The following is a 23,704-nucleotide window of genomic DNA, read 5'->3' on the forward strand; positions in this document are numbered from 1 at the left end:
TCCGGCCGACGGCGCGGCCCCGCGACGCGCTCGGCCGGCCTCTCCCCCACGGAGCCGCCGGGGTCCCACCGTTGCCGGACGACCTCCCCGCGTCACCGCGCGCGGCGCTGAGAGCCGCGCAGGACCTGCTGGACGCCGGTCTGTACTTCCAGGCACACGAGGTCCTCGAACAAGCGTGGAAGGCCGCTCCGGCGGCCGAGCGAGGCCTGTGGCGGGGCCTGACACAGGTCGTGGTCGGGCTGGTCCACGCGGCCCGCGGCAACACCCGCGGGGCGACGGCCCTGCTGCGACGCGGGCTGACCGAGCTGGTTCCCCACCTGTGCGAACCCACCGCGGACGAGGGCCTGGCCGGTGACGGCCCATGTCCCGGCCACGCGCGACGGGAAGCCCTGGACTCCCCCACCGGTGACCGGCAGCCCACGCCGGACGGCTGGCGGGCCCACGGCGTGAACCTGCCGGGTGTCGTGCGGTGGGCCGAGGACCTGCTCCGCCGGCTCGAGAAGCCGGGAGCGCAGGCCGGCGGAGTGCCACCGCCCCCGCGCCTCGTCACCCAGGGACACGGCTGAACCCCCGCCGAGCGCCTGGCGGACGCCCGGCCCGGCGGACGGCGTCCGCCGGCGGACCCAGCCGGCGTCCCGCCAGGCTTCCCCACCCCCGTCCGGACGGCCTGTCGGGCGAGGACCACATTCGCGTGTTAGCGCGTGTTTGTCGCCCAGGGCGCCGGGTATCAAACTTTTGACGGCGTAGGGCGAAAAAGCACCTCCGGTCGGCAAATCACCCGGGCGCAATTCTCGACGGATGCACTTCACGCCAGAAATGTGCGCGACGGCACCCCGGTAACGGGTTTCACCTCACAACGAAGGCGGTCAACGTGCTCTGGTTCATCATCAGCATGATCGTTCTCGGTCTCATCGCGGGCGCCGTGGCGAGGCTGGTCGTCCCCGGGCGCGACCCGATGGGAATCCCGGGAACCGTTCTGCTCGGCATTGTCGGGTCCTTCATCGGTGGTCTCCTCGGCTACGTGCTGTTCGGGCACGACCTGAGCGAGGGCGCGCTGCAGCCGTCCGGGATCATCGGTTCGATCATCGGCGCCATCGTCGCCCTGCTGGTCTGGCGTGCGGTGCACAGCCGGGGCCGCACCTCCGTTCGGCACTGACCTCCACCGCCGACCGAGCAGCCCCCACGGTGACGGCCGGGCGAGTCCACGGACTCGCCCGGCCGTCACGCGTCCGGGGTCGGGCGCCGCGGCCGGCGGTCACGGCGAACGGGTGCGGCAGCCGGGACGAGAATTCCTGGGCGAACGGCCGCGAGCAATTCCAGGAAATCTTCCTCTCCTCGTACGGGTGTGTTCAACAACGCGGCGGTGCGGACCTTCCGGGTCACGCCGCGAGCGTCATTGGTCACCAGAAGACTTGTGCGCCGACTCACGGTTTCCGTCACATGCAGGCCTGCGGCGACCGCCCGGCCGACGAGCTCGCCGCGTTCCGTCCGCGTGGGGCCGCTGAAAGCGACGCGCATTCCCTGGACCAGCGCCGCACCGGGATCGAGCCGCCCGGGGTTTCGATAACGGCACGGCGGCGTGCGGCCCGCGGCGGCGAAGCGCGGCGGGCGCACCGTGACGCCGTCGTGGTCGACGCCGCAGCGCGTGAGCGGCAGCTCCAGGTACTGGTCGGCGGCACGTTGCAGGATGCGGGGCAACAAGGCCGCCAGCACCTCGGCGTCATCCTGCGCGTCATGGGCCCGCCGCTGGACGACGCCCCAGTACGCGGCGAGCGAGGCCAGGCGCAGGCTCGGCAGCTCCAGGCCGAGCCGACTGGCCAACGTCAGCGTGCACAGCCGCCACTCGACCGGGATCGTCGTCCCGATCCGCATGGCCTCGCCGGCTAGCATCCGCCAGTCGAAGGCCGCGTTGTGCGCGACGAGCACCCGCCCGGCGAGCAGGCCGGCGACCTCGTCGGCGACGGCGGCGAACGTCGGGCTCCCGGCCAGGCGCTGCCTGGTCAGACCGTGAATATGGACGGGGCCGGGATCACATCCGGGATCCAGGAGGGTTGACCAGCGGTGTTCGACGGTGCCGTCGGCGGCGGTCAGGACGACCGCTACCGACAGCACCCTGTCCCTCGTCGGGGACAGGCCCGTGGTCTCGACGTCCACCACCGCGTACGGCCGACGAAAACGTGCGGCGAAGCCGGGCGGGGCAAGAACCTCAGCACTCACAGCCGCAGATGATGGCGCAGACCCCCGACGGTCCGGCGCCGCGCTGCCCGGAGCAGTGCGGGGACGGAGCGAACCTGGTGCGGATGGAGGGCAACGCGAGGGAAACAACGAATCCGGCCGTGATCGCGGATGGTATTGTGTGTCCGTTGTTTTAAGTCGCTCGTCGACGGCCACCGGGGCGATTCCTGTCTGGGCCCGGCCGGTGCCGTCGACCGCGGCCCGCCGCGCACCTGTCGTTTGTCGGGGACGACCAGGTGCGGCAGTTCAGCGGCGGCAGCGCACCGCGTAGCGCGATTGGAGGGCGGGGGCACAGAAGAAAAGGTGAGACGATTGTTCGTCATACCGACCGAACATCCCCTTTCCCTCACGGAATCGACGGCCCAGCCCAGTCACCCGCTGCGGCGGCTTCGCGCCCTACACGGCTGGTCCTACGAAGCTGTGGCACGCATCGTCGCCGTCCGCGCCCGCGAGCTCGGCGTCGCGAGCATGGCCGCTCAGCGGCAGAAGATCTGGCGCTGGGAGAATCGAGGCGTAACCCCCGACCGGATCTCACAGCTCGCGCTCGCACGCGAACTGGGCGTGCCCGACGACGAGATTACAGCGCATCCGTGGCCGGAGTGGCTTCCCGAGCTCGGGGCACCCAGCTGCGCCCAGCAGATCGCGACCCTGCGCGGAATCCTCGAGCGGGTGCGGGACGTGCTGCGCGCGGGCGACAGCGCGACGGCATCGGCCCTGGTCGAGCAGGGTCTCACCGTCCCCGTGGACGAGATGGTGCTCGGCACGGTCCAGATGCGCGGCGCCGCGGTGCGCACCGCCATGGTCCGCGGCGCGCGGCGGAGCGGGCCGACGCACCCCGCCGACCAGCGGCCGGCGCCCGCGAACGCCGGCCGGCCCGAGCCGGCGGAGCGCATCCGAAACGAGCGACTCCCGCGCGAGCGGCTGCCGAACGAGCGGCTCCCGGGTGAACCCGTGCCGCACGAGCGGTTCCCCGCCGGGCAATGCCCGCCCGGGCCCGGCCCGGCGGAGCGACGCCCGGCCAGCTGGGCCTCGCCGGGCTCCTGGAACCCGGGTGAGCGATACCCGGCGCGGCGGCCGGCGAGCCGGGGCCCGGTGGCCAGCGCCCGTCCGCCGGGCGAGGGCACCGGGATCAACGAATGTTGACCATCGCGATACCGACCAGCACCAGCGCCGCCAGGACGGCGAGGACGACGATCCAGCGCGGGTCGCAGACCCAGGCCGCGGCCCGTCGGATCGACGCCCTCCGTTCCTGCTCCCGCTCCCGCCGACGGCGTTCCCGGCGGGAGACGGCCGGCACGCCGGCCGAGGACGGCGGATGGACCGGCCCCCGTGCCGCGGTTGGCTCCGGTGGGCCCGGCGGCGCAGCCGGAGCGGGTGCGGCGGGCGCGGCGGGGGAAACGGGATAGTTGGAAGGAATCCGCCTTCCGGCCGCGCCGCGCTGCCCGGCCGCCCACTGCTGCCCGGGCATGCTCTGCTGCCCGGGCATGCTCTGTCGCCTGGGCGTGCTCTGTCGCCTGGCCGCGCTCGGCTGATCTGGCCAGCTCGACTGCCCGGCCGTACTCCCCTGATTGGGCGTGCTCCGCTCGTTGGGCCCGCTCTGCTGATTGGGCGCGCTCGGCTGCCCCGGACCTCGCCGGGGCCCGGCCGGACCGGGCCCGCCGGGGCGCACGGGTCCGGACCGGCGCAGGGTCGGGGACTCCGCTCGCGGCAACGGCACGACATGCGCGGCCGACGTCCCCGGAGCAACCGGCACCGCCGGACCGCCGACCCCAGCCGGGTTGCCGACCCCAGCCGGATGGCCGGGCCGAGGTGGGCTGCCGGGCCGAGCCGAGTTGTTGGGCCCAGGAGAGTTGCCTGACCCAACTGGGTCACGGGCACCGGCCAGATTGCGGGGCCCGCCGGCATCCGAGCGGGCGTAGGCGGCGTAGCCGCCGGCCGCCGCCCTGACGATCGGCAACGGGTTCACGTCCCGCACGTCCAGGTCGAGGATCCGGGGGTCCAGATGCTCGACGGACAGCCAGCCCTCGGCGATCACCTGGTTGACCAACGCCGTCAGGTCGGTGTCCTGCGCCTCGCTGCTGACCGCGGCGCCGACGTCCGACAGGGCGAGGATCTCCCGGAACAGCGTGTGGATGTCCGGCCGCGCCTTGGCGTTCTTCGCCAGCGACCGGGCGAGCAGCGCGTACAGCCGGCCCGGAACCCCGTCCAGGTTGGCCGGATCGTGCCGTACCCGGAACAGCACCGCGTCGGCCGGGCCGCCGCCGAACGGCGAACGCCCGGTGGCCGCGTACGCGACCGTGCAGCCCCAGGCGAACACGTCCATCGCCGGATCGCTGCCCCCGCCCCTGATCTGCTCCGGGCTCATGTAGGCGGGGCTGCCGACGGAGGAGCCGGCGCCGGTGAGCGACACGGTGTCGGCGGCCTGGGCGATCCCGAAGTCGACCACCCGCGGCCCTTCCCGGGTGAGCAGCACGTTCGACGGCTTCAGATCGCGATGGACGACACCGGCGTCGTGGATCGCGACGAGCGCCTCGGCCAGCCCGACGGCCAGGGTCCGCAGCGTCTCCCCGACAAGCGGGCCGTGCTGGCGGACGTACTCGGCCAGGTTCGGGCCGGCGAGGTACTCGGTGGCGAGGTAGGGCGGGTCGCCGTCCGGGTCGGCGGCCAGGACGCGCGCGGTGCACGCGCCGGCGACCCGGGAGACGACCTCGATCTCCCGTCGGAAACGCGCGCGGAACTCAGGGTCATCGGCGTACTCCGCGCGGATGACCTTCACCGCCGCGGGCCGCCCGGCGGGCCCGTCGAGCGTTCCGTAGTAGACCGTGCCCATGCCACCGGCCCCGATGCGGTGGGTGAGCAGGAACGGCCCCAACCTCCGCGGAATCTCCATCCGCCCGACTCCCCCCGTTTCGACCGGCACCGTGCGCCTCGACCGGCACCGTGCGACGCCGTCCGGGGTCATGCACGCGACGTCGCGCGTCCAAGTGTTCACCCCTGGGCCTCGTCCCGCCTGGGCAGGGCCCGACCGCCGGTCTCAGAAGATCGTGCCCCGGGATCGGAGGAACGGCGAAGCGCGGGGCCGGACCGTGCCGGTGCTTACACCCGTTCGGGACGAACGGCCCGTACGGCAACGATCATCGGCATCTGGCGCCCGGGTCGACCAGCGCGGCCGCCACGCGGCGCGCCAGCCGGCCGCCGAGCGCCGACACCTCGGCCCAGCGGGCGCCGGCAACCTCCTCAACCTGCAGAATCACCCCCGCCGGCACTCCGGCCGCCGTTCCCTGCGCCGTGCCCGGCATCGGCATGCATGCTGCCCCAGCCGCTCCGTGGGCACCCGGCGGGGCCGCCGACGGCCCCGGCACCTTCGTCCCCGCCACCCCCGGCGGCACGGGCCCGGACGCGCCCACCCCGGGGGACGAGGCCGTCCGCCCGGCGGGGCCGCCTGTGGCCACGGGCACGGCGAGCGGAGGGGCGGACAGCGGCCGCGTCGTCTCCGGATCATCGGGATCGAGGCCCGTCTCGACCGGTGCGAGCCCGGAGCCGCGGATCTCGACCAGGAAGCGGAAGTCGTAGTGCAGGTGCTCCGGCTCGCCGCGGGCGGCACTCGCGGACACCCAGTGGATGTCGACGTCCACCGGCTGCTCGCTGATCGCGCTGACGCGGCGGCGGCCGATCCCGGTCTCCTCGGCCAGCTCCCGCAGCGCCGCACCGAACAGCGAGCCGTCGCGGTCCTCTATGTGGCCTCCCGGCTGGAGCCAGAGGCCCGACGCCCGGTGATGGATCTGCAGAATGCGGCCTTCGTCGTTCACCGCGACCGTCGAGCAGGTCACGTGGCCGGGCAGCGTCCGGCGCGAGGTCAGCCGGGCCGACCCCCGGGCCGGGGCCGCCGACGCCCGGACAAGCGGTCCCAACCGCTCGCGGTCACCGGGATGGGCGGTCAGGTACGCCGCGAGAACCCGCCCGACCGCCTCGTTGGTGATGCTCACGGCTGCCGCCTACCTCCACTCGTCGCCGACGGCGGGCGCGCCGCGCCGGCCGCCGCCGGTCGGGCCGTCCGCGCGGTGTCGGCGCCGGTGGAGACCTCCGGCGCCGACATGTCGAGTCTGACCGATCGCGCGCGCGTTCGGGTGCCGACACCCACCTGTACATCCCAGTGCGTCATGCCCGCCACATCGTCAGCGTGCGTCCGATGTCGGCAGGACGACAATCACCGGTATGACCCGACGGGAAAGCGACTTAGCCCGACAATGAGCCGGCGATCACCTGGCAATCGACCGGTGGGGCGCCGGCGCGCCTTTACTCAGGAGCCACCCGGCCCGCCCGCACGGACACCGGACCGTCACGATCCGCGTAGGAGCGATGACCCTGCAGCGCGGGTAGACCCTCCCCCGACGCCGGCGCCGGGCGCGGGCATCGCCTGTCGGGCCGATTTCCGCCCCGGTCTACGACGTCGTACAGTGCTCCGTACCAATGGCACAGTCTATGCAGACGTGTTCGGGAGTCACCCCGTTCGGCCACCGGTTCGCGCCGCGGCCCACGGTTCCCGACCCTGACGTAAGGGTAGCTTTGTCGACGATGCGCAGGGACGAATCCCTCCCCAGCCTGATCCGACGCAACACCCTCCAGATCGGAGAGGTGGCCGAGCGGGTGGGATTGTCGCTGCGAACGGTGCGCTACTACGAGGAGGCCGGGCTTCTGGTACCGGCCGGCCGGACGCCCGGCGGATTCCGTCTTTATAACGACGACGCCGTCAGCCGGCTCCTCGTCATCCGGAAGATGAAGCCGCTCGGTTTCACCCTGGACGAGATGCGGTCGCTGCTCGCCGTCCGCGACGAGCTGGCCGACCCGGAGCTGACCCCCGAGCGGCGGGCCGAGCTGCGCGAGCGGCTGCGGACCTGGGTCGCCCTGGCCGAAGAGAAACTGGCGACGCTGCGTGAGCAGGCCGGCGTCGCCGAGGACTTCGTCGTCGGCCTGCACGGCGACGTCGAACGGTCACGCTCGGAGGAGCGGCCCGACCACCCGGAGCGGTGAACCGCCCCGGCACTGAGCCACGCCGCGGGCGGACCACCGCGAACGCCGCCGCGTACGCGGGCCGCCGCCCGTCCGCAATATGCTGGTCACGAACCCGCCTACGGGAGTGTCGCACCGAGATCCGCCCAGCCGGCACGGTTCCGCTCGCGCCACCGTCACCTCGCCCGTGATACCGACGTAAGGGTCGAATTGTCCACGACAGGCAACATCACCTCTTCCTCAGCCCGCCGCGGCGTCTACGAGATCGGAGAGGTCGCCACCCTGGTCGCGCTCTCCCTGCGGACGGTCCGCTTCTACGAGGAAGCCGGCCTGCTCGTGGCCGTCGGGGAGAGCCCCGGCGGCTATCCGCTCTACGACGACGACGCTCTGGATCGTTTCCTTCTCATCAAGAAGATGAAGCCGCTGGGTTTCACCCTCGAGGAGATGCGGGCGCTACTCGGCCTGCGCGAGGAGATCGACCGGGAGGGCCTCGCCCGCGAGCGGCGCGAGGAGCTCCAGGAGCGGCTGGCGACCTGGGTCAGCCTCGCCGAGGAGAAGCTGGCCTCGCTGCAGGAGCAGGTCCGCGTCGCCGAGGACTTCATGGTCACGCTGCACGACGACACCGCCCGGGCCCGGCTGCGCTTCGACATCGATCCGGACGCCTTCTAGGCAGGGCCGTCCCGGCCGATCGGGCGTCCTGCGATCGAGCGTCCCCAGGGCGCCTTTGCCAGGTGGCGGGCGGCCGCCGGGCACGAGCGCCTCGGATCCCCGGCGCCCGCTCCGGCGCTCTGCCGTGGGCAGATCTGCCACGGGCAGACCGGCCGTCCGACGGCCCGTTTCTCGGCGACGCTGGCCTGGCCGGCCACTTCGTTCGATCCCCACACCCCGTCGGGCCGGCGGGAGGTCACGCGCACCATGAATGCCCTGTATCAGCCGCGACACAGCCGGTCACACCGCCCACGCACCGGCACCGGCATCGGCGCCGGCCAGTACGGCGAGGCCCCGGGGACGGCGGCCGGCCCGTTCGAGGACCAGGTGTTCCACCGGCTCCTCCAGAACCGGATCGTCTTCCTCGGCTCGGTGGTCGAGGACACCATCGCCAACGCGATCTGCGCGAAGCTGCTTCTTCTCGCCAGTGACGATCCGTCCGCGGACATTCACCTGTACATCAATTCGCCGGGTGGGTCGGTCAGCGCGGGAATGGCCATCTACGACACAATGCAGTACATCGCGAACGACGTGGCGACCGTCGCACTGGGATTCGCCGGGTCGATGGGTCAGTTCCTGCTCTCCTCCGGGGCGCCCGGAAAGCGGTTCGCACTGCCCCATTCCCGGGTGATGATGCACCAGCCGTCCGGTGGGATCGGCGGGACCGCGACCGACATCGCGATCCAGGCGGAGCAGCTCCTGTTCACCAAGCGGCTGATCCAGGAACGCATCGCCGAGCACACCGGACAGCCCGTCGAGCGGATCGAGGCGGATTCCGACCGTGACCGCTGGTTCACCGCCGAGGAGGCCCGGGACTACGGCCTGGTCGACCGGGTGATCACTCGGGTCGACCAGGTCACCCCGGACGCGAACAGCCGGGCAGCCGGTGGCGGTGACAGCCGGGTGGCCCTCCGATGACCCCGGCCCCGATGGCCGCGTCCGCGCGGTACGTGCTGCCGAACGTCGTCGAGCGCACCCCCCGCGGCGAATACTCGATGGACCCGTACTCGAAGCTGCTCCGTGAACGGATCATCTTCCTCGGCACGCAGATCGACGACACCTCCGCCAACGACGTGATGGCGCAGCTCCTCTTCCTGGAGGGTGAGGATCCCGACCGGGACATCTCGATCTACATCAACTCGCCCGGCGGATCGCTCACCGCGCTCACCGCGATCTACGACACGATCTGCTTCGTGCGGCCCGAGGTGGCCACGGTGTGCATGGGCCAGGCCGCGTCCGCGGCGGCGGTCCTGCTCGCCGCGGGCGCTCCGGGGAAGCGCGTCGCGCTGCCGAACAGCCGGATCATGATCCACCAGCCCTCGGCGCAGGGCGAGGGCCAGTCGAGCGACCTGGAGATCCAGGCCCGGGAGGTGCTGCGGCTGCGCGCGTTGATGGAGCGGATGCTCGTCGAGCACACCGGGCGGGCCGAACACGAGATCCGACAGGACGTCGAACGCGACACGATCCTCACCGCCGAGCAGGCGCGGCAGTACGGGATCGTGGACGAGGTCGTCGCCAGCAGAAAGGTCCGCCGCGTGCCGGCCTGAGCCCCGCGGCGCCGGCCGAGCCAGCCCGACCGGCGCCGCGGGGCAGTTGGGTGGACGCCGGGCGGAGACACACGGCGGGCGATCGTCGGGGCGGAGAGCCGCGGCGGGCTCAGGTCAGCGGACGCGCTGAGCGTGCGCCGTCGTCCCCACCGCCCCGCGCGTCGCGGGGAGCGCACCGACCGACTGGACGGCCCAGCACGAACGGCGGCGCACGAGAGCACCCGGGTGGGCCGGCGGACGCCCCGGACCCGGTCGGGCGGCGAGCCGGATCGTGGCCCCTCGACGGCGGTGGCCCGGAACCCGGCGGACCGCCCGGCCACGCCGGGCGACAACGAGATGGACGCTCACCAAGGCGCGCACCGCACCGACTCCGGCATCCGGCCCGCCGAGCGCCACGGAACCGAGCGCCGCGGAACCGAGCGTCGCGGACGGATGGACCGTCATCACGTGCGCCGTGGCCGCGTGCGCCGTGGCCGGCGTTCCCGCGACGACATCCAGGTCGGCCGCGGCCGTCGCTCCCCGGGCCCCAGGAGAGGCGGTGGGGGTGGCGGTCGTCAGCGGCAGCGGCTCGTAGCGGACCAGCTCGGCCATCACCTCGGCGAGGAGGTCGACCAGTCTGATGTTGAGCGCCCGGCAGATCGCGGCCAGTACCTCCGAGGAGGCCTCCTTGCGACCGCGTTCCACCTCCGAGAGGTAGGGCATGGAGACCTGCGCGGCCTCGGCGACGTCCCGCAACGTGCGGCCCTGCGCCTGACGGAGACGGCGCAGCACCCCACCGATCAGCCTGCGCAGCGGCGGCGCGACCGGCTCCGCAGGCGGGCCGGCGCTCTCGGGCCGGTAGCCGGCAGCCCGTGTCGGAGCGACACCGCCACCCGCGGCCGCCGTTCCGGCGATCATCGCCAAGCCCGCCACCTCCCTGCGCGACAGTGCCCCGTGCGAAGCGTACGCGGGCAACCGGGCCCGGACGACGGACATCCGCGAGTCCGCACCATGACGAGAACATCCGCGCCCGTGCCGGCTCAGGTCCCGCAGGGGCTGGAGTACGCGGGCAGGCCGGCGCTGTCGTGCGCGTGGCCCGGCGCGGGCACACGACCGCGGACGTGACCGGCCGCCATGTGCTCGGCGACCCAGGGCGGCAGCGCGCGACCGTCCGATGCCGGAGCCCAGCCTCCGTCGCCCAGGTCGCGGTACTGCTGGCGCGGCCCGCGGCCGACGAGCTCCGCCAGCCCTGCCAGCAGCCTGTCGACGTCGGCACTCGTCGAGCTGATGCCGACACTCGCGCGGATCGCGCCGCCCTCGGCTCCGAGCCGCCCCAGCAGCGGATGCGCGCAGAAGCGTCCGGCGCGTACCCCGACGCCGTGCTCGGCGGAGAGGACGGCGGCGACGAACCCGGGATCGCGCCCGGCGACCGAGAAGGTGACGACCCCGACGGGCCCCGTGGCCAGGATCCCGTCCGGGCCCTCGCCTCCGGCGGCCTCGCCAGCGGCGGGATCGTCTCCGTCGGCCCACAGGGAGTGGATGGTGACTCCCTCGATCGCGCGCAGCCCGTCCACCAGGCGGCGGCGCAGCAGGTCCTCGTGCTGGTGCAGGTCGCGGGGGGCGAGCGCGCCCAGCAGCCGGCAGGCGGCCGCGATCGCCGTCGCGCCGAGGAGGTTGGGGCTGCCGGCCTCGTGCCGGGCCGGGCCGTCCGCCCAGGCCACGGCGGAGTTGGTCACCTCACGCACGGCGCCCCCGCCGGCGAGATAGGGCGGGGCCGCCGCCAGCCAGTCCGGACGTCCGACGAGCACGCCGGCGCCGAACGGCGCGTACAGCTTGTGCCCGGAGAACGCGAGGTAGTCGATGCCGAGCGCGGCCATGTCGACCCGACGGTGCGGGACGAGCTGGGCGCCGTCCACGAAGACCCGCGCGCCGGCCGCGCGCGCCAGCCGGACGATCTCGGCGAGCGGCGGCACCTCGCCGGTGACGTTGGACGCGCCGGTCACCGCGACGAGCGAGGTCGGTGCCGTGTCCAGGGCGGTGGCGAGCGCGCGCAGCGTGTCGGCGCGGGTGGGCGCGGCGGGCACCCACCGGCAGCCCGGCCGGGACCGCCACGGGAGAAGGTTCGCGTGATGCTCCAGGTCGAACACGACAACCCCGCCGGGCTCGGCGTGGCCCGGGTCGGACGTCCGCGCCGGGTCGGGCGGCTGCGGCGGGTCGGGCGGCTGCGGCGGGAGGCAGCGGGCGAGCAGGTTCACCGAGTCGGTGGTGTTCCGGGTGAAGATCACGACGTCGTCCGGGCGGCCGCCGACGAACGTGCGCACGGCGGCGCGGGCCCCCTCGTAGAGCGCGGTGCAGACCGCGGAGGAGTAGCCGGTTCCGCGGTGCACGCTCGCCGAGTACGGCAGGACGCGCTCGACGTGCTCGGCGACCCCGCGCAGGCAGGGGGCGCTGGCGGCCTGGTCGAGATTGGCGTACGGGACCTCGCGTCCGTCGGCGAGCGGAACGGGGATGCCGGCCCCCACCACGTCGAGCAGCGCGCCGACGGCGGGCCCTTCCCGATCAACGTCGGGAGACGTGGTGGCATACGAAAGGGACACGACGAAGCCTCCTTGGGCCCCGGTGGACCCAGAGGGGGTCCGCACTTGCCGACGGCGGGTTCGCCGCGGGCCTGGTCACACCCGGGGCACCCCACCGCGGAGGAGGGTTGCCGGCCAGCAAGCCGGGGCTTGACGCTGGCGCTCAGGACCTGGCGAAAACTGTAGCAGCCCGTGCCGGACGGGCACCGCAGAGACACCGAGACCGGGCCGAAATACCCGGAGCATCCAGCGGACGCGGATTGTGTGCTTCAACCACGAACCACGAACCACGGAACGCGAGCCCCGGAAGCTATCCGGAGCGCCCGGCGGACTGCAGGCGGTGCGCGAGCGCGGTGTGGCGCTGCCCGTGGCCGGCCGAGCGGACCGCCTGCCCGATGGCCCGGCGCGAGCCGACCAGGACCACCAGCTTCTTCGCCCGCGTCACCGCCGTGTACAGCAGGTTGCGCTGCAGCATCATCCATGCGCTGGTCGTCAGCGGGATGACCACGGCCGGGTACTCGCTGCCCTGCGAACGGTGGATAGTCACCGCGTAGGCGTGGGTCAGCTCGTCGAGCTCGGTGAACTCGTAGTCGACGTCCTCGTCCTCGTCGGTGCGGACGGTCAGGGTCTGGTTGTCGTTGTCGAGCGCGGTGACTACCCCGAGCGTCCCGTTGAACACCCCGTTCGCGCCCTTGTCGTAGTTGTTGCGCACCTGGGTGACCTTGTCGCCGACCCGGAACACCCGGCCGCCGAAGCGGCGCTCGGGGCGGTCCGGCAGGCTCGGCGTGAGTGCTTCCTGCAGCGCGATGTTGAGCGCCCCGGCGCCGGCCGGGCCGCGGTGCATCGGCGCGAGCACCTGGATGTCGCGCCGCGGGTCGAGGCCGAACTTGGCCGGGATCCGCCGCGCCACCACCTCCGCGGTGATCCGGGCGGCGTCCTCGGCCTCCTCGGCGACGAAGAGGAAGAAGTCGTCCAGGCCGCGCACCAGCGGATGGTCCCCGCGGTTGATGCGGTGCGCGTTGGTCACCACGCCCGACTCGCTGGCCTGGCGGAACACCTGGGTCAGCCGCACGTGCGGGATCGGCGTGCCGGACGCGAGCAGATCACGCAGCACCTGCCCGGCGCCGACGGAGGGAAGCTGGTCGACGTCGCCCACCAGCAGCAGGTGCCCGCCCGGCGGGACGGCCTTGACCAGCTTGTTCATCAGCAGCAGGTCGACCATGGACGCCTCGTCCACCACGACGAGGTCGGCGTCGAGCGGGCGGTCCCGGTCGTAGGCCGCGTCGCCGCCGGGGCGCAGCTCGAGCAGCCGGTGCACCGTCGACGCCTCGTGGCCGGTCAGCTCGGCGAGCCGCTTGGCGGCCCGTCCGGTCGGGGCGGTGAGGACGACCTTCGCCCGCCGGGCGCGGGCCAGCTCGACGACCGAGCGCACCGTGAAGCTCTTCCCGCAGCCGGGCCCGCCGGTCAGCACCGCCACCCGGGAGGTGAGAGCGAGGGTGACCGCCTCGCGCTGCGCCGCCGCCAGCTCGGTCCCGGTACGGGTGTGCAGCCAGCCGAGCGCCTTCTCCCAGTCGACGGCGGCGAACGCGGCGAGGCGGTCCTCGTCGGCCCGCAGCAGGCGCAGCAGCTGCCCCGCGACGGAGATCTCGGCGCGGTGGAACGGGACGAGGTACACCGCGGCGACCGGCTGCTCCGGGTCCTCGCCGGGGACGTCCTCGCGCACCACCCCCTCCTCGGTGATCAGCTCGCCGAGCCCCTCGATCACCGCGCCGGTGTCGACGCCGAGAATGCGCACGGCGTCGGCGATCAGCCGGGTCTCGGGCAGGAAGCAGTGGCCGCTGTCGGTGGCCTCGGAGAGGGTGAACGCGAGCCCGGCCTTGATGCGCTGCGGGCTGTCGTGTGGGATGCCGACCGCTTGCGCGATGGTGTCCGCGGTGCGGAACCCGATGCCCCACACGTCGGCGGCCAGCCGGTAGGGCTCGGTGCGCACCACTCCGATCGAGGCGTCCCCGTACTGCTTGTAGATCTTGATCGCCAGCGAGGTCGAGACGCCCACGCCCTGTAGGAAGACCATGACCTCCTTGATGGCCTTCTGTTCCTCCCAGGCCGCGGCGATCGCCTTCGTCCGCTTGGGGCCGAGACCCGGAACCTCGATGAGCCGCGCCGGCTCGGTCTCGATGACGTCCAGCGCGTCGACGCCGAAGTGCTCGACGATGCGCTCGGCGAACCGGGGCCCGATCCCCTTGACCAGGCCTGATCCGAGGTACCGCTGGATGCCCTGGACAGTGGCCGGCAGGACGGTGGTGTAGTCCTCGACCTGGAACTGGCGGCCGTACTGGGGATGCGAGCCCCACCGCCCGCGCATCCGCAGCGACTCGCCGGGCTGGGCTCCGAGCAGCGCGCCGACGACCGTCAGCAGGTCGCCGCCGCGGCCCGTGTCGACGCGGGCGACGGTGTACCCGGTCTCCTCGTTGGCGTAGGTGATCCGTTCGAGGACGGCCTCGAGCACGGCGAGCTGGAACGGCGCGGCGGCGGGTCGGGACACGGCTGGTCACTCCGGGGCTTCGGTGATCGCCCGTGGCGATGTCGGGAAGGCGATGTCGAGAAGGCGATGTCGGGAATCCGCTCATCCTCGCCCACAGTCTCGGCACCGGCAGCAGGTGGATCAGCGCGGCCCCGCATCCGGGCACAGGTGGACACCGATCGCCTCGACGACCAGCTCGGTGGGATCGGGTGATGCGGTGACCAGCCCCAGGCTCTCGTTGGCCGCGAGCACGGCGATGCCGTGCAGGTGCGTCCACGCCAGCAGTGCCCGCCTGCGCACCTGCTCCGGCGGGTCCGCGCCCGCGCCCGCGCCCGCTCCGGCGGGCGGCGCGGGCAGCGCGGCCCGGACGAGATCGGTCCAGGCGTCGAACAACGGCAGGCTCCGCTCACGGAGGTTCTCCCCCGCCCCGACCAGGATGTCGTGCCGGAACATCAGCTCGAACATGGCGGGCCGCTCGCGAGCGAAGCGGACGTACGCGGACCCGGCGTCGACGACGCACTCGTGCGGGGAGGCTCCGGCCGCCTCGCCGGCCGCCCGGACCCCGGCCAGACGGGAGGCGAGATCGGCCAGCCCCTCGGCCGCGATCGCCGCGAGCAGCGCCGCGTGGGTGGGGAAGTGCCGCCGGGGCGCGCCGTGCGAGACACCCGCCTGCCGCGCGATCGCCCGCAGACTGACGGCGGCTGTCCCGCCCTCGTCGAGCATCGCCGTGCCCACCTCGACCAGCCGGCGCCGCAGCGCCCCTTCACCCGTCACGTAGGCAGTGTCTACCATCCCCGAGGTAGACAGTGTCTACTCGGCGGGACGCCGCCCGCCGGCCGGATGGACCAGGAGGGCGCGGGCGCATGGCGTACTGGCTGATCAAGGTGCTGGTGGTGGGGCCGCTGCTCGGCCTGCTGGGACGTCCGGCCGTCACCGGCGCGGAGCACATCCCGCGGCATGGGCCGGTCATCCTGGCCGGCAACCACCTGGCCGTGGCCGACTCGTTCTTCCTCGTCCGCCTCGTCCCCCGACGGATCACGTTCCTGGCGAAGCAGGAGTACTTCACCGGGCGGGGGATGCGGGGGCGGCTGGTCCGCTGGTTCTTCGCGGCCGCCGGGCAGGTGCCGGTCGACCGGTGCGGTGGCGTCGCGGCGGCGGGGGCACTCGCCGTGGCGGTCCGGGTCCTCGATGCCGGCGGCGCGTGGGGGATCTACCCCGAGGGCACGAGATCGCCGGACGGCCGGCTCTACCGGGGCCGGACGGGGGTGGCCAGGGTCGCGCTCGCCACCGGGGCACCGGTCATCCCGGTGGTGATGAAAGGCACCGAGGCCGTGAGCCCGCGCGGCCGGCGCCGGTGGCGGCGCGGGCGGGTCCAGATCATCGTCGGCCGTCCCCTGGACTTCTCCCGGTACCGCCGCGTGCTCGCCGACGGGCCGCCGGGCTGCCCCGCGCTGACCGAGCGGATGGTGATCAGATCCATGACGGACGAGCTCATGCGGGTGCTGGCCGACCACTCGGGCCAGGAGTACGTCGACGCGTACGCCACGGACCACCGCGGGCCGGACCCACATGCCTGAACGCCATGTACCGGGTTGAGCGCATCGACTCACGAATTCCTCGACAGAACTAGTTTGCGGATTCGCGGGCCAAACGGGTCCACGGGTTCACCGGTTCGTGGAACTGTTGCGGGCACGCTGTGCGCGCTCACATCCCGGGCACATGTTCCGTTCGCCTTTCTCGAATCCGCGCCGGCCAGGATGGGCCGGCCGCCGCCCGCCGGCGCGGCCACGGCCGGTGCGCACGAATCCCGGCCGGACGCAACCACGGAAAAGGGAGTGCTCTGTGCCCGGACGACATCGGCCGCTCGGAACACGCGCCCGGATCGGGACGGCCAGCCTCCTGGTCGCGGCCCTCGGCGCGGCGGTGTTCGCCGCCGCGGGCGGCCCGGAGCCATCGACGCCGCCCGGGCTGTCGGCCACGCCGTTGGCAGCCGACACGCAGCGGCCCAACTTCGTCTTCATCCCCGCCGACGACCTCGACGCGACCACCTCGCCCTACTGGGAGGCGATGCCGAGGACGGCCGCGCTCATCCGCGACGCCGGCCTGACCTTCACCGAGAGCTTCGCGCCCACCCCGATCTGCTGCCCGGCCCGCGGGTCGCTGCTCACCGGAAAGTACGGGCACAACACCGGGGTGCTCACCAACAGCGGCGACGAGGGCGGCTGGGCGACGTTCGCGGCGAACGGCAACGAGGAGCGCACCTTCGCGAAGTACCTGCAGGACAGCGGCTACAACACCGCGCTCGTCGGCAAGTACATGAACGGCATCGAGGACGCGCCCGACCACGTTCCTCCGGGCTGGACGGAGTGGTACGGCAGCGTCGACAACTTCTTCTACACCGGCTACAACTACGCGCTGAACGAGAACGGGACGATCGTGCACTACGGCGGCCCGTCCGATCCCGCGAACTACTCCACCGACGTCGTCGCCGCGAAGTCGGTGGACTTCCTCGAGCGGGCGGCGGCGAAGGACGAGCCGTTCATGCTCTACACCGCCTCGACCGCCCCGCACCTGCCGCTGCCGCCAGCGCCGCGCGACAGCAACAATCCGTTCACGGACGATCTCGCGCCACGCTCGCCCAACTACCAGGAGCCGGACGTCAGCGACAAGCCCGCGTGGCTGCGGACGAGCGCCGGGGTCCGCAGCGCCCAGGTGAACCTGATCAACGACAACGACTACCGGAACAGGATGGGATCGCTCCTCGCGCTCGACGACATGGTCGGCGACATCGTCACGACGTTGCGCGACACCGGCGAGCTCGACCACACCTACCTGGTCTTCACCTCGGACAACGGCTACAACCTCGGCGCGCACCGGCTGATCCACAAGATGGCGCCGTACGAGGAGTCGCTGCGGGTCCCGCTGGTCGTCGCCGGGCCTGGGGTGACCAGGGGAACCGACGACCACATGGTCGCCGCGATCGACATCGCGCCGACGTTCCTGGAGCTGGCCGGGGTGCCCGTCCCGGCGGACGTCGACGGCATGTCACTCGCGCCGCTGCTGCGCGGACAGGACCCGGCGCAGTGGCGCTCGGACCTGCTGGGCCAGTACGCCGGCCCGGGCGGCCAGGGTGACGACGGCATCGCCGCCGAGCAGGTGCCCGGCCAGCCGATCGTGGCGGCCGCCACCGACCCGGTCGCCCACTACCTGGACATCCCAGCCTGGAGCGGGCTGCGCACCGACCGGTACACGTATGTGCGCTGGTACGACACGGACCGGACCGTGGTCCACGAGCGCGAGCTCTACGACCTGTCCAACGATCCTTACGAGCTCACGAACCTGCTGGCGACCCCGGCGGGACGGGCGGCGAACGCCGAGCTCGTCGCACGCCTCGACAGCCGTCTGGACACGCTCGCCGCATGCGCCGGAGCGACCTGCCGGACGTAAGCCCGGGTCGGGACGAAATCCGCTCCGGGCGGGGTCGCAGCCCGACCCGGAGCGGATTTCGGATGACCCGTCGGTGCCTCCCGGAGCGGGTACGGGACGACCGTCACACAATGCCGCGGACCGCATGGCGAAGGTCACCCGCACGGCGTTGTCCAGGCTGAACCGGTAATCCGGGAAATACGGGCACACCCATTTCGGCCATCCCGGCGACGACGGGTGTGCCACGGAGTCGACCGGCCCGCCCCAGATGGCCGAAATGACCTCTACGGTGGCCGTCGTGCGCGCCAGAAAGGCCGTTGCGGCCGTATTCGCCCTTTCGCTCTTTCTGCTTGCGGGCTGGTTGGGCATCCCTCCGACGGGTGCCTCGGCGGCCTGGGCACAGACCCCGTCCTGCGGAGGGAAGATCGGGACCCTGGCGGATGTCGACACGCTGATCTCGGAGCCCGCCGAGTGCCCGGGGTCGGTGAACGGCTACTGGCGCGCCCATCTGGGCGCTGCGTGGACCCAGCCGCACTACGTCCCCTACCGCAACGGCGAGATTCCCAAGATCGCGTGCGCGGACGGCGTCACCGACCCGAAGGTGTTCGCCGACAACGCCCTCTACTGCACGACCGACGACACGGTCGCGTACAGCACCGACTTCATGGCCCAGCTCGACCAGACCGGCGGCCCGTCCTACCCGGCGTTTGTGATCATGCACGAGCTGGGCCACCGCGGTGACCGGATCGGCGGGACCCTCGGCGCGGTGTCCCGGGCCGAGGAGAACCAGGCGGACTGCCTGGCCGGTGGCCAGGCCCGCTCCGCGGTCGACGCGGGCCGGCTCACCTCGACCGACGCGGTCAACGGCTCGATGCTCTTCTTCAGCCTCGGCGACACCCGCGGCGGCTGGTTCGACCAGGAGGCGTCCGCGCCCGACGCCCACGGCACGCCGATGCAGCGGGCGCAGGCGTTCGACCTCGGCTACCAGCAGGACATCTCCACCTGCCACCGCATCGGCCAGTCCCCGAACGGCAGCGTCACAGGCTGACGGCGGGACTGACGGCGCGCGGGCGGCTGACAGCCCGCACGGGGACACCGGCCGCGCGGGGGCACCGCCGGCCCCGGCGTCCCCGCCGCCGGGTCGGCGGCCGGCTCGACGGACGGCCCAGGGGCCGGCTCGGCGGCCGCCCGAGAGCGCGGCTCGGCGGGCGGCTCAGCACTCGTCGGCGGTCGGCGGACGCATGGTGGTCCGCCCGGAGACCGAGTCCCAGTGGATGCGGACCCAGCTCGGCCGCTCCAGGTTCACCGACCAGGGAGCCAGCCCGCTGGCCTCGAGCCGGGCGATCTCCGCGTCCTCCCGGACGGCCTCCGCGCACCCGTTGATCAGCACGCTCCAGCCGACGCCGACGGTGGCGTCGTAGCCGTCCACCTCGAAGGCGACGACGCTGTGGTTGGTGGCGGCGGACAGCTTCGAGCCCACCCGGGACCGGAACGCGACGGTGTTGCCGTCCACGATGTAGTTCACGGGGAGCACCAGGATCTCGCCGTCCGCGACGAACGCGACCCGGCCAATCCGCTCGCCGGCGACGAGCCGCACGCAGATGTCGAAGGTCAGGACGCCGAAGCCGGCGTGGTCACGCGGGATGCCCGACCGGGGGATGCTCCCCCGGTCGCTGGTGCGCTGCGCAGCACCGGAGCCCAGCGGAGCGCCGATGGTCGCCGGAGCAGGAGCGTCGGTCCGCGTCATGACGGCCTCCGTGGTCGTAGGTCGCCGCCGGGGCGCCGGGCGGCGTCGCCGAGACGGCTCTGGTCCGGTACCGGGGTGATCCCTCGGTACCTGGGCCACCGTAGGCCCGGCCAGACCGGGGCAGGCAGGGCCTGTCGCCGCGATCCGCCGGTGCATGCGGCCGGCGCGGGACCCGCCGTCCGGACGCGGCGGGCGGGCCGGATGGCCACCGCGCCCGCTCTGACCCGGGCCGGGCCAGCCGGGACGAAGGCCACACCTATACCACAATGAGCCGACCGTCAGCACCCCGCGGAAGGACTGAACTACGTTCGATACATGAACGAGGTCATGAACGAGGTTCCGCAGGGCGTGGGACGGACGGCCCTGGCCACGGCGTGGATCCGGGCCGGGGAGAGCGAGCGTCCGGACCGGCTGTTCGACGACTGGCTGGCACCGGCGTTCGTGGCCGCGGCGGGCGACGCGCTGCCGCTGATCCCACCCGACGCCGGCGGCCGGCTGGGCGCACTCGCCGAGATGATGAACGCCTATCTGGCCGTGCGAACCAGGTTCTTCGACGACGAGCTGCTCGCCGCCGCGGAGGCGGGCGTCCGGCAGGTGGTGCTGCTCGCGGCCGGTCTCGACAGCCGCGCCTTCCGCCTCCCCTGGCCGGCCGGGACGCGCCTGTTCGAGGTCGACCGGCCGGACATACTGGCCTTCAAGGAGCAGGTCCTGGCCGCGGGTGAGACCGGGCCGCGGTGCGAGCGTCACGCCGTGTCGGCCGACCTGACCGAGGACTGGGCCGATGAGATCCTCGATGCCGGCTTCCGCCCGGCCGAGCCCACTGCCTGGCTGGCCGAAGGCATCATCGTCTACCTGTCCGCGGAGGAGGCCGAACGCCTGCTCACCGACGTCACCCGTCTTTCGGCTCCGGGCAGCCGGCTCGCGCTGGAGGACGCGAAGGGCCTGGCCGAGGAGATGGTCGAGGAGGCCCGGAACATCCCCCCGTTGGGGGAGTTCGCCGACCTGTGGAAGGGCGGCCTGGAGGGGGCCTCCCCCGCCTGGCTGGGTGACCACGGCTGGCGCGGCCGGGAGATCGACTCCACCACCGTGGCGACCGAGCTGCGCCGGCCGATCCCGGCGGAGATGCCCGTCGCCGGCTACTTCGTCACGGCTCAGCGGGCGGTGGGTGAGCGGGCAGAGGGTGAGCGGGCAGAGGGGTGAGCTGGCGCAGAGGTGAGCTGGTGGTACAGATGGGCCGCGTCGAAGTAGAAGCGGTTCTCCGTGATGTGGCCGTCCTGCACCCGGTAGACCTCGGCGATGCGCACCGAGACCCGCCGCCCGGTGGGCGGCAGCGCCTCACCCGCGGGTGTGGTGAACGTCGCGGCGTGCGTGGCGACGAGCGTGTACTCCTCGACGACCATCTCGCCCTGCTCGGCCAGGACGTGAGTCTGCACCGTCAGGTCGGCGAAGGCGGAGAGGAACCGGGCGCTGTAGTCGGCGACCGCGTCCCGCCCGCTCAGCCGGACCGGGCCGGGCGCCTCCATGACGACGTCGGCGGCGAGCAGTGACCGCAGCGTGACGTCGTCCGCCTCGTCGAAGGCGGTCAGCATCCGCCGCACCGTGTCCAGCGCCTCGCCCACGTGCCTCCCCCTCGTCCATGTGCGCCCGTGGGCCCATGCATCCGCAGGCCCGTAGGCCCGTAGACGCGCCGGCCGCGGAGCCGGCCGCGGAGCCGGCCGCGGAGCCGGCCGCGGAGCCGGCCGCGGAGCCGGCCGAAATCGTAGCGATGGCCGGGCGAGCTGCGCCAGGCTCCGCGACGACCCGCCGTCCGCCAGGAGCGGTGAGACAGCCGGGAGCCGACCAGCCGACTGAATTCCACCTTTCGGCGGGCGACGGCGTTCCGCGCCGCGGAACGGAAAGCATCGCGATCCGTTCGCATACTCTGACATGGATGTCCGAGAACGAGATCCTGCGACGGGCGAGCTACGGCCCCACCAGTCCGGTGGTGGGGGCACGCGGTTCACGCACCCGCACGCGCATCGTCGACACGGCGCTGGCGCTATTCGAATCCCAGGGCTTCCACGGCACGTCGGTGGACGACATCGCGAAGGCCGCCGAGGTGTCCCGGGCCACGTTGTACCAGTATTTCGAGAGCAAGGAACAGATCTTCGTCGAGCTGCTCGAGGAATGCGGCGGCGCGCTCATGCGGGTGGTTCGCCGCATCGGCCCGCTGGAACCCAGCGAGCTCGGCTTCGACAATCTGCACTGGTGGCTCGGCGAGTGGGCCTGGGTGTACGACAGGTACGCGACGATGTTCGTGCAGTGGGCGAACATCAGTTCGCCCGGCACCGCGATACCGCCGCTGGTCAGCCGCTTCTCGGCCGCCTACCGGGAGCGGATCGCGCAGCGGCTGACCTCGTCGGGGGTGACCGGCCTCGCCGCCGCCGACGCGGCGCTGACACTGACCGCGCTGGTGAGCAGCTGTAACTACACGCGCCATGCCGATGCGCCGCTCGGCCGTGAACACCCCGGCACCGGGCCGGCCGCCCGCGGCACGGTGATGGGCACCGACTACCTGACCGACAACCTCGCCGTGCTGGTCCAGCTCATCCTTTTCCCGCACACCCCCGTGAGTGTTTTCGCCCAGCTGGGCCGGGAGATCCCCACCCCGCGCCCGCCGAGCACCGGAGAACGCCTCTGGTCCGTACCGGCACCGGCGGCCGGGCCGCCGCCGGCTTTGCCGCCGGATGGCCGTCTGCGGCAACTCAGCAGCCGCGCCACGGTGACCGTTCGGCGACTTCTCGACGCCGGGATCAGATGTTTCACCGAAAAGGGCTACCACCAATGCTCGGTCGACGACATCGTCACCGAGGCGGGTTACGCGCGCGGCACGTTCTACAAGTATTTCGACGAGAAACTCGACCTGCTGGTGGCGCTGAGCGACGAGGCGATCGAGACGATCACCGAGCTCGACGGCCGGCTGCGGCGGATCGGCCCGACTCTCGGGAGCGACCCCGCCCAGCTACGGAGCTGGCTCGGTGACGCCGTCGCGTTCCACCTGCGGTACCTGGGCGTCACACGGGCCTGGCTCGACCGGCGGCCGTGCCACCCACGCCTCGACGCGGCCCGCCGGCTCGTCGGCGAACGGCTGCACACCGGCTACACCGCCCTGCTGGGCCCGGCGCGCTGGTCGCATCCGCTTGATCCGCGGGTCGCCAGCATCGCGTTCTTCACCCTGCTGGAGCGACTGCCCGAGGCGATGGTGGCGGCCGAGCCGGACCGCCCGCTCACGGAGATCGTCGACCTCGTCGCCACGGTGCTCGAACGCGCGCACCTGTGCCCCCAGAGCGGCCCCCACGACTCCCAGCCCGCCGGCGCCGACCAAGACAGCGCCCGGGCCGCCGCCGCGTCCGTCCCCTCGGGACGCCACCTCCCCCGGCCCTGACGCCGGCTTCTCGCAGGCGGCCCCCTCCACCGTCACCGTCGGGGGCCGCCGTCCTCACGTCTGGTGACTCTCGGCGCCGTCGTGCCCGGCAATCGGCTGGTGGCACGGCATCTCGGCGGCGATTCTGAGAGTCTGGTGCGAGGAGAATGGCCCCCCCGCGCGGATGTGCGGTGGGATGCCCGAACGAGGAGGTCACACGGGTGAGCACCCTGGTCAAGCCGGGTACGCGTTACAAGTCCACGGTGTGCGACACCGAGGTGATCGTCGTCAAGCCGCCGGCGGCCGCCGTCGACCTGCGCTGCGGCGGCCACCCGGTGATCGAGGTCGGTGCGGAGGCACCCACCGGGCTCACCCTCGACCCGGCGTTCAGCGCCGGCACCCCGCTGGGCAAGCGGTTCGCCGACCCCGAGTCCGGGCTCGAGCTGCTGTGCACCAAGGCCGGCGCCGGGTCGCTGTCGATCGGCGACGTCCCGCTCCCGCTGAAGGACGCCAAGCCTCTCCCCTCCTCGGACTGACGGGCGACAAGCA

The 23,704-nt window shown here is 72.9% G+C and carries 22 protein-coding genes and 1 riboswitch; of the genes, 13 read left to right on the forward strand and 9 right to left on the reverse strand.

The genetic code is table 11. The features are described from left to right. Positions 1-71 precede the first annotated feature (71 nt). Positions 72-566 (forward strand): DUF309 domain-containing protein, encoded by a 495-nt coding sequence (locus FRANEAN1_RS23995; RefSeq protein WP_347176735.1) that lies wholly within the window; start codon positions 72-74, stop codon positions 564-566. A 305-nt stretch (positions 567-871) separates the two neighbouring features. Continuing rightward, positions 872-1,156: a GlsB/YeaQ/YmgE family stress response membrane protein gene (locus FRANEAN1_RS24000; protein WP_241831593.1), complete on the forward strand. Its 285-nt coding sequence runs from the start codon at positions 872-874 to the stop codon at positions 1,154-1,156. A 65-nt stretch (positions 1,157-1,221) separates the two neighbouring features. Here FRANEAN1_RS24000 and FRANEAN1_RS24005 read toward each other — a convergent pair whose 3' ends face one another. Further along, positions 1,222-2,217, reverse strand: coding sequence for a DEDDh family exonuclease (locus FRANEAN1_RS24005; RefSeq protein ID WP_049795746.1), 996 nt, complete (start codon positions 2,215-2,217; stop codon positions 1,222-1,224). A 330-nt stretch (positions 2,218-2,547) separates the two neighbouring features. Here FRANEAN1_RS24005 and FRANEAN1_RS39545 point away from each other — a divergent pair, with 330 nt between their 5' ends. Then, positions 2,548-3,378: a transcriptional regulator gene (locus tag FRANEAN1_RS39545; protein ID WP_083788317.1), complete on the forward strand. Its 831-nt coding sequence runs from the start codon at positions 2,548-2,550 to the stop codon at positions 3,376-3,378. On the opposite strand, the gene FRANEAN1_RS24015 is transcribed toward FRANEAN1_RS39545, so the two are convergent. After that, positions 3,365-5,125: a serine/threonine-protein kinase gene (locus FRANEAN1_RS24015; protein ID WP_020462397.1), complete on the reverse strand. Its 1,761-nt coding sequence runs from the start codon at positions 5,123-5,125 to the stop codon at positions 3,365-3,367. The genes FRANEAN1_RS39545 and FRANEAN1_RS24015 overlap by 14 nt on opposite strands. Positions 5,126-5,369: 244 nt before the next feature. Beyond that, positions 5,370-6,221: an NUDIX hydrolase gene (locus FRANEAN1_RS24020; RefSeq protein ID WP_020462398.1), complete on the reverse strand. Its 852-nt coding sequence runs from the start codon at positions 6,219-6,221 to the stop codon at positions 5,370-5,372. Positions 6,222-6,810: 589 nt separating this feature from the next. On the opposite strand from FRANEAN1_RS24020, the gene FRANEAN1_RS24030 reads away from it, so the two are divergent. The 4 genes from FRANEAN1_RS24030 to FRANEAN1_RS24050 all read left to right on the forward strand — a co-directional run bounded on the left by FRANEAN1_RS24030 (position 6,811) and on the right by FRANEAN1_RS24050 (position 9,500). After that, a complete protein-coding gene (locus tag FRANEAN1_RS24030; RefSeq protein ID WP_198145357.1) occupies positions 6,811-7,266 on the forward strand; it encodes a MerR family transcriptional regulator in 456 nt (151 codons plus the stop codon). A 189-nt stretch (positions 7,267-7,455) separates the two neighbouring features. Next, complete coding sequence (locus FRANEAN1_RS24035) at positions 7,456-7,914, forward strand: MerR family transcriptional regulator (RefSeq protein ID WP_020462400.1); 459 nt, start codon at positions 7,456-7,458, stop codon at positions 7,912-7,914. Between the two features lie 246 nt (positions 7,915-8,160). Next, positions 8,161-8,871 carry an ATP-dependent Clp protease proteolytic subunit gene (locus FRANEAN1_RS24045; protein WP_020462401.1) on the forward strand — a complete coding sequence of 237 codons (711 nt, stop codon included), beginning with the start codon at positions 8,161-8,163 and terminating at the stop codon, positions 8,869-8,871. Beyond that, the gene (locus FRANEAN1_RS24050) at positions 8,868-9,500 is read left to right on the forward strand and encodes an ATP-dependent Clp protease proteolytic subunit (RefSeq protein WP_020462402.1); all 633 of its coding nucleotides are present in this window, start codon (positions 8,868-8,870) and stop codon (positions 9,498-9,500) included. The genes FRANEAN1_RS24045 and FRANEAN1_RS24050 overlap by 4 nt, the downstream gene beginning before the upstream one ends. Positions 9,501-9,614: 114 nt before the next feature. Here FRANEAN1_RS24050 and FRANEAN1_RS37390 read toward each other — a convergent pair whose 3' ends face one another. The 4 genes from FRANEAN1_RS37390 to FRANEAN1_RS24070 all read right to left on the reverse strand — a co-directional run bounded on the left by FRANEAN1_RS37390 (position 9,615) and on the right by FRANEAN1_RS24070 (position 15,353). After that, a complete protein-coding gene (locus FRANEAN1_RS37390) occupies positions 9,615-10,403 on the reverse strand; it encodes a helix-turn-helix transcriptional regulator (protein WP_347176736.1) in 789 nt (262 codons plus the stop codon). 116 nt (positions 10,404-10,519) lie between these two features. Beyond that, on the reverse strand, positions 10,520-12,076 hold the full coding sequence (locus FRANEAN1_RS24060; RefSeq protein ID WP_020462404.1) for an aminotransferase class V-fold PLP-dependent enzyme: 1,557 nt from the start codon (positions 12,074-12,076) through the stop codon (positions 10,520-10,522). Positions 12,077-12,112: 36 nt separating this feature from the next. After that, positions 12,113-12,226, reverse strand: a riboswitch (SAM riboswitch). A 139-nt stretch (positions 12,227-12,365) separates the two neighbouring features. After that, positions 12,366-14,600: an ATP-dependent RecD-like DNA helicase gene (locus tag FRANEAN1_RS24065; protein WP_020462405.1), complete on the reverse strand. Its 2,235-nt coding sequence runs from the start codon at positions 14,598-14,600 to the stop codon at positions 12,366-12,368. A gap of 120 nt (positions 14,601-14,720) precedes the next feature. Beyond that, entirely contained in the window at positions 14,721-15,353 is a 633-nt protein-coding gene (locus FRANEAN1_RS24070; protein WP_157472776.1) for a TetR/AcrR family transcriptional regulator, read from the reverse strand. Between the two features lie 89 nt (positions 15,354-15,442). On the opposite strand from FRANEAN1_RS24070, the gene FRANEAN1_RS24075 reads away from it, so the two are divergent. The 3 genes from FRANEAN1_RS24075 (at position 15,443) to FRANEAN1_RS24085 (ending at position 19,053) form a co-directional block, all read left to right on the forward strand. Next, complete coding sequence (locus FRANEAN1_RS24075) at positions 15,443-16,156, forward strand: lysophospholipid acyltransferase family protein (protein ID WP_020462407.1); 714 nt, start codon at positions 15,443-15,445, stop codon at positions 16,154-16,156. 265 nt (positions 16,157-16,421) lie between these two features. Next, positions 16,422-18,026: a sulfatase gene (locus FRANEAN1_RS24080; protein ID WP_020462408.1), complete on the forward strand. Its 1,605-nt coding sequence runs from the start codon at positions 16,422-16,424 to the stop codon at positions 18,024-18,026. 340 nt (positions 18,027-18,366) lie between these two features. Then, positions 18,367-19,053, forward strand: coding sequence for a neutral zinc metallopeptidase (locus tag FRANEAN1_RS24085; protein WP_049796005.1), 687 nt, complete (start codon positions 18,367-18,369; stop codon positions 19,051-19,053). Between the two features lie 165 nt (positions 19,054-19,218). On the opposite strand, the gene FRANEAN1_RS24090 is transcribed toward FRANEAN1_RS24085, so the two are convergent. Further along, complete coding sequence (locus FRANEAN1_RS24090) at positions 19,219-19,752, reverse strand: pyridoxamine 5'-phosphate oxidase family protein (RefSeq protein ID WP_020462410.1); 534 nt, start codon at positions 19,750-19,752, stop codon at positions 19,219-19,221. Between the two features lie 327 nt (positions 19,753-20,079). Between FRANEAN1_RS24090 and FRANEAN1_RS24095 the strand changes: the two genes are divergently transcribed. Further along, positions 20,080-20,952, forward strand: a complete 873-nt coding sequence (locus FRANEAN1_RS24095; protein ID WP_049796006.1) for an SAM-dependent methyltransferase — start codon at positions 20,080-20,082, stop codon at positions 20,950-20,952. On the opposite strand, the gene FRANEAN1_RS24100 is transcribed toward FRANEAN1_RS24095, so the two are convergent. After that, the gene (locus tag FRANEAN1_RS24100) at positions 20,904-21,371 is read right to left on the reverse strand and encodes an ester cyclase (RefSeq protein ID WP_049795748.1); all 468 of its coding nucleotides are present in this window, start codon (positions 21,369-21,371) and stop codon (positions 20,904-20,906) included. The two genes, FRANEAN1_RS24095 and FRANEAN1_RS24100, sit on opposite strands and share 49 nt — an antisense overlap. A gap of 311 nt (positions 21,372-21,682) precedes the next feature. Between FRANEAN1_RS24100 and FRANEAN1_RS24105 the strand changes: the two genes are divergently transcribed. Further along, the gene (locus FRANEAN1_RS24105) at positions 21,683-23,176 is read left to right on the forward strand and encodes a TetR/AcrR family transcriptional regulator (RefSeq protein WP_020462412.1); all 1,494 of its coding nucleotides are present in this window, start codon (positions 21,683-21,685) and stop codon (positions 23,174-23,176) included. A 200-nt stretch (positions 23,177-23,376) separates the two neighbouring features. Next, positions 23,377-23,691 carry a hypothetical protein gene (locus FRANEAN1_RS24110; RefSeq protein ID WP_020462413.1) on the forward strand — a complete coding sequence of 105 codons (315 nt, stop codon included), beginning with the start codon at positions 23,377-23,379 and terminating at the stop codon, positions 23,689-23,691. Positions 23,692-23,704: the final 13 nt, after the last annotated feature.

The organism is Parafrankia sp. EAN1pec, assembly GCF_000018005.1.
Classification (GTDB): Bacteria; Actinomycetota; Actinomycetes; order Frankiales; family Frankiaceae; genus Parafrankia; species Parafrankia soli.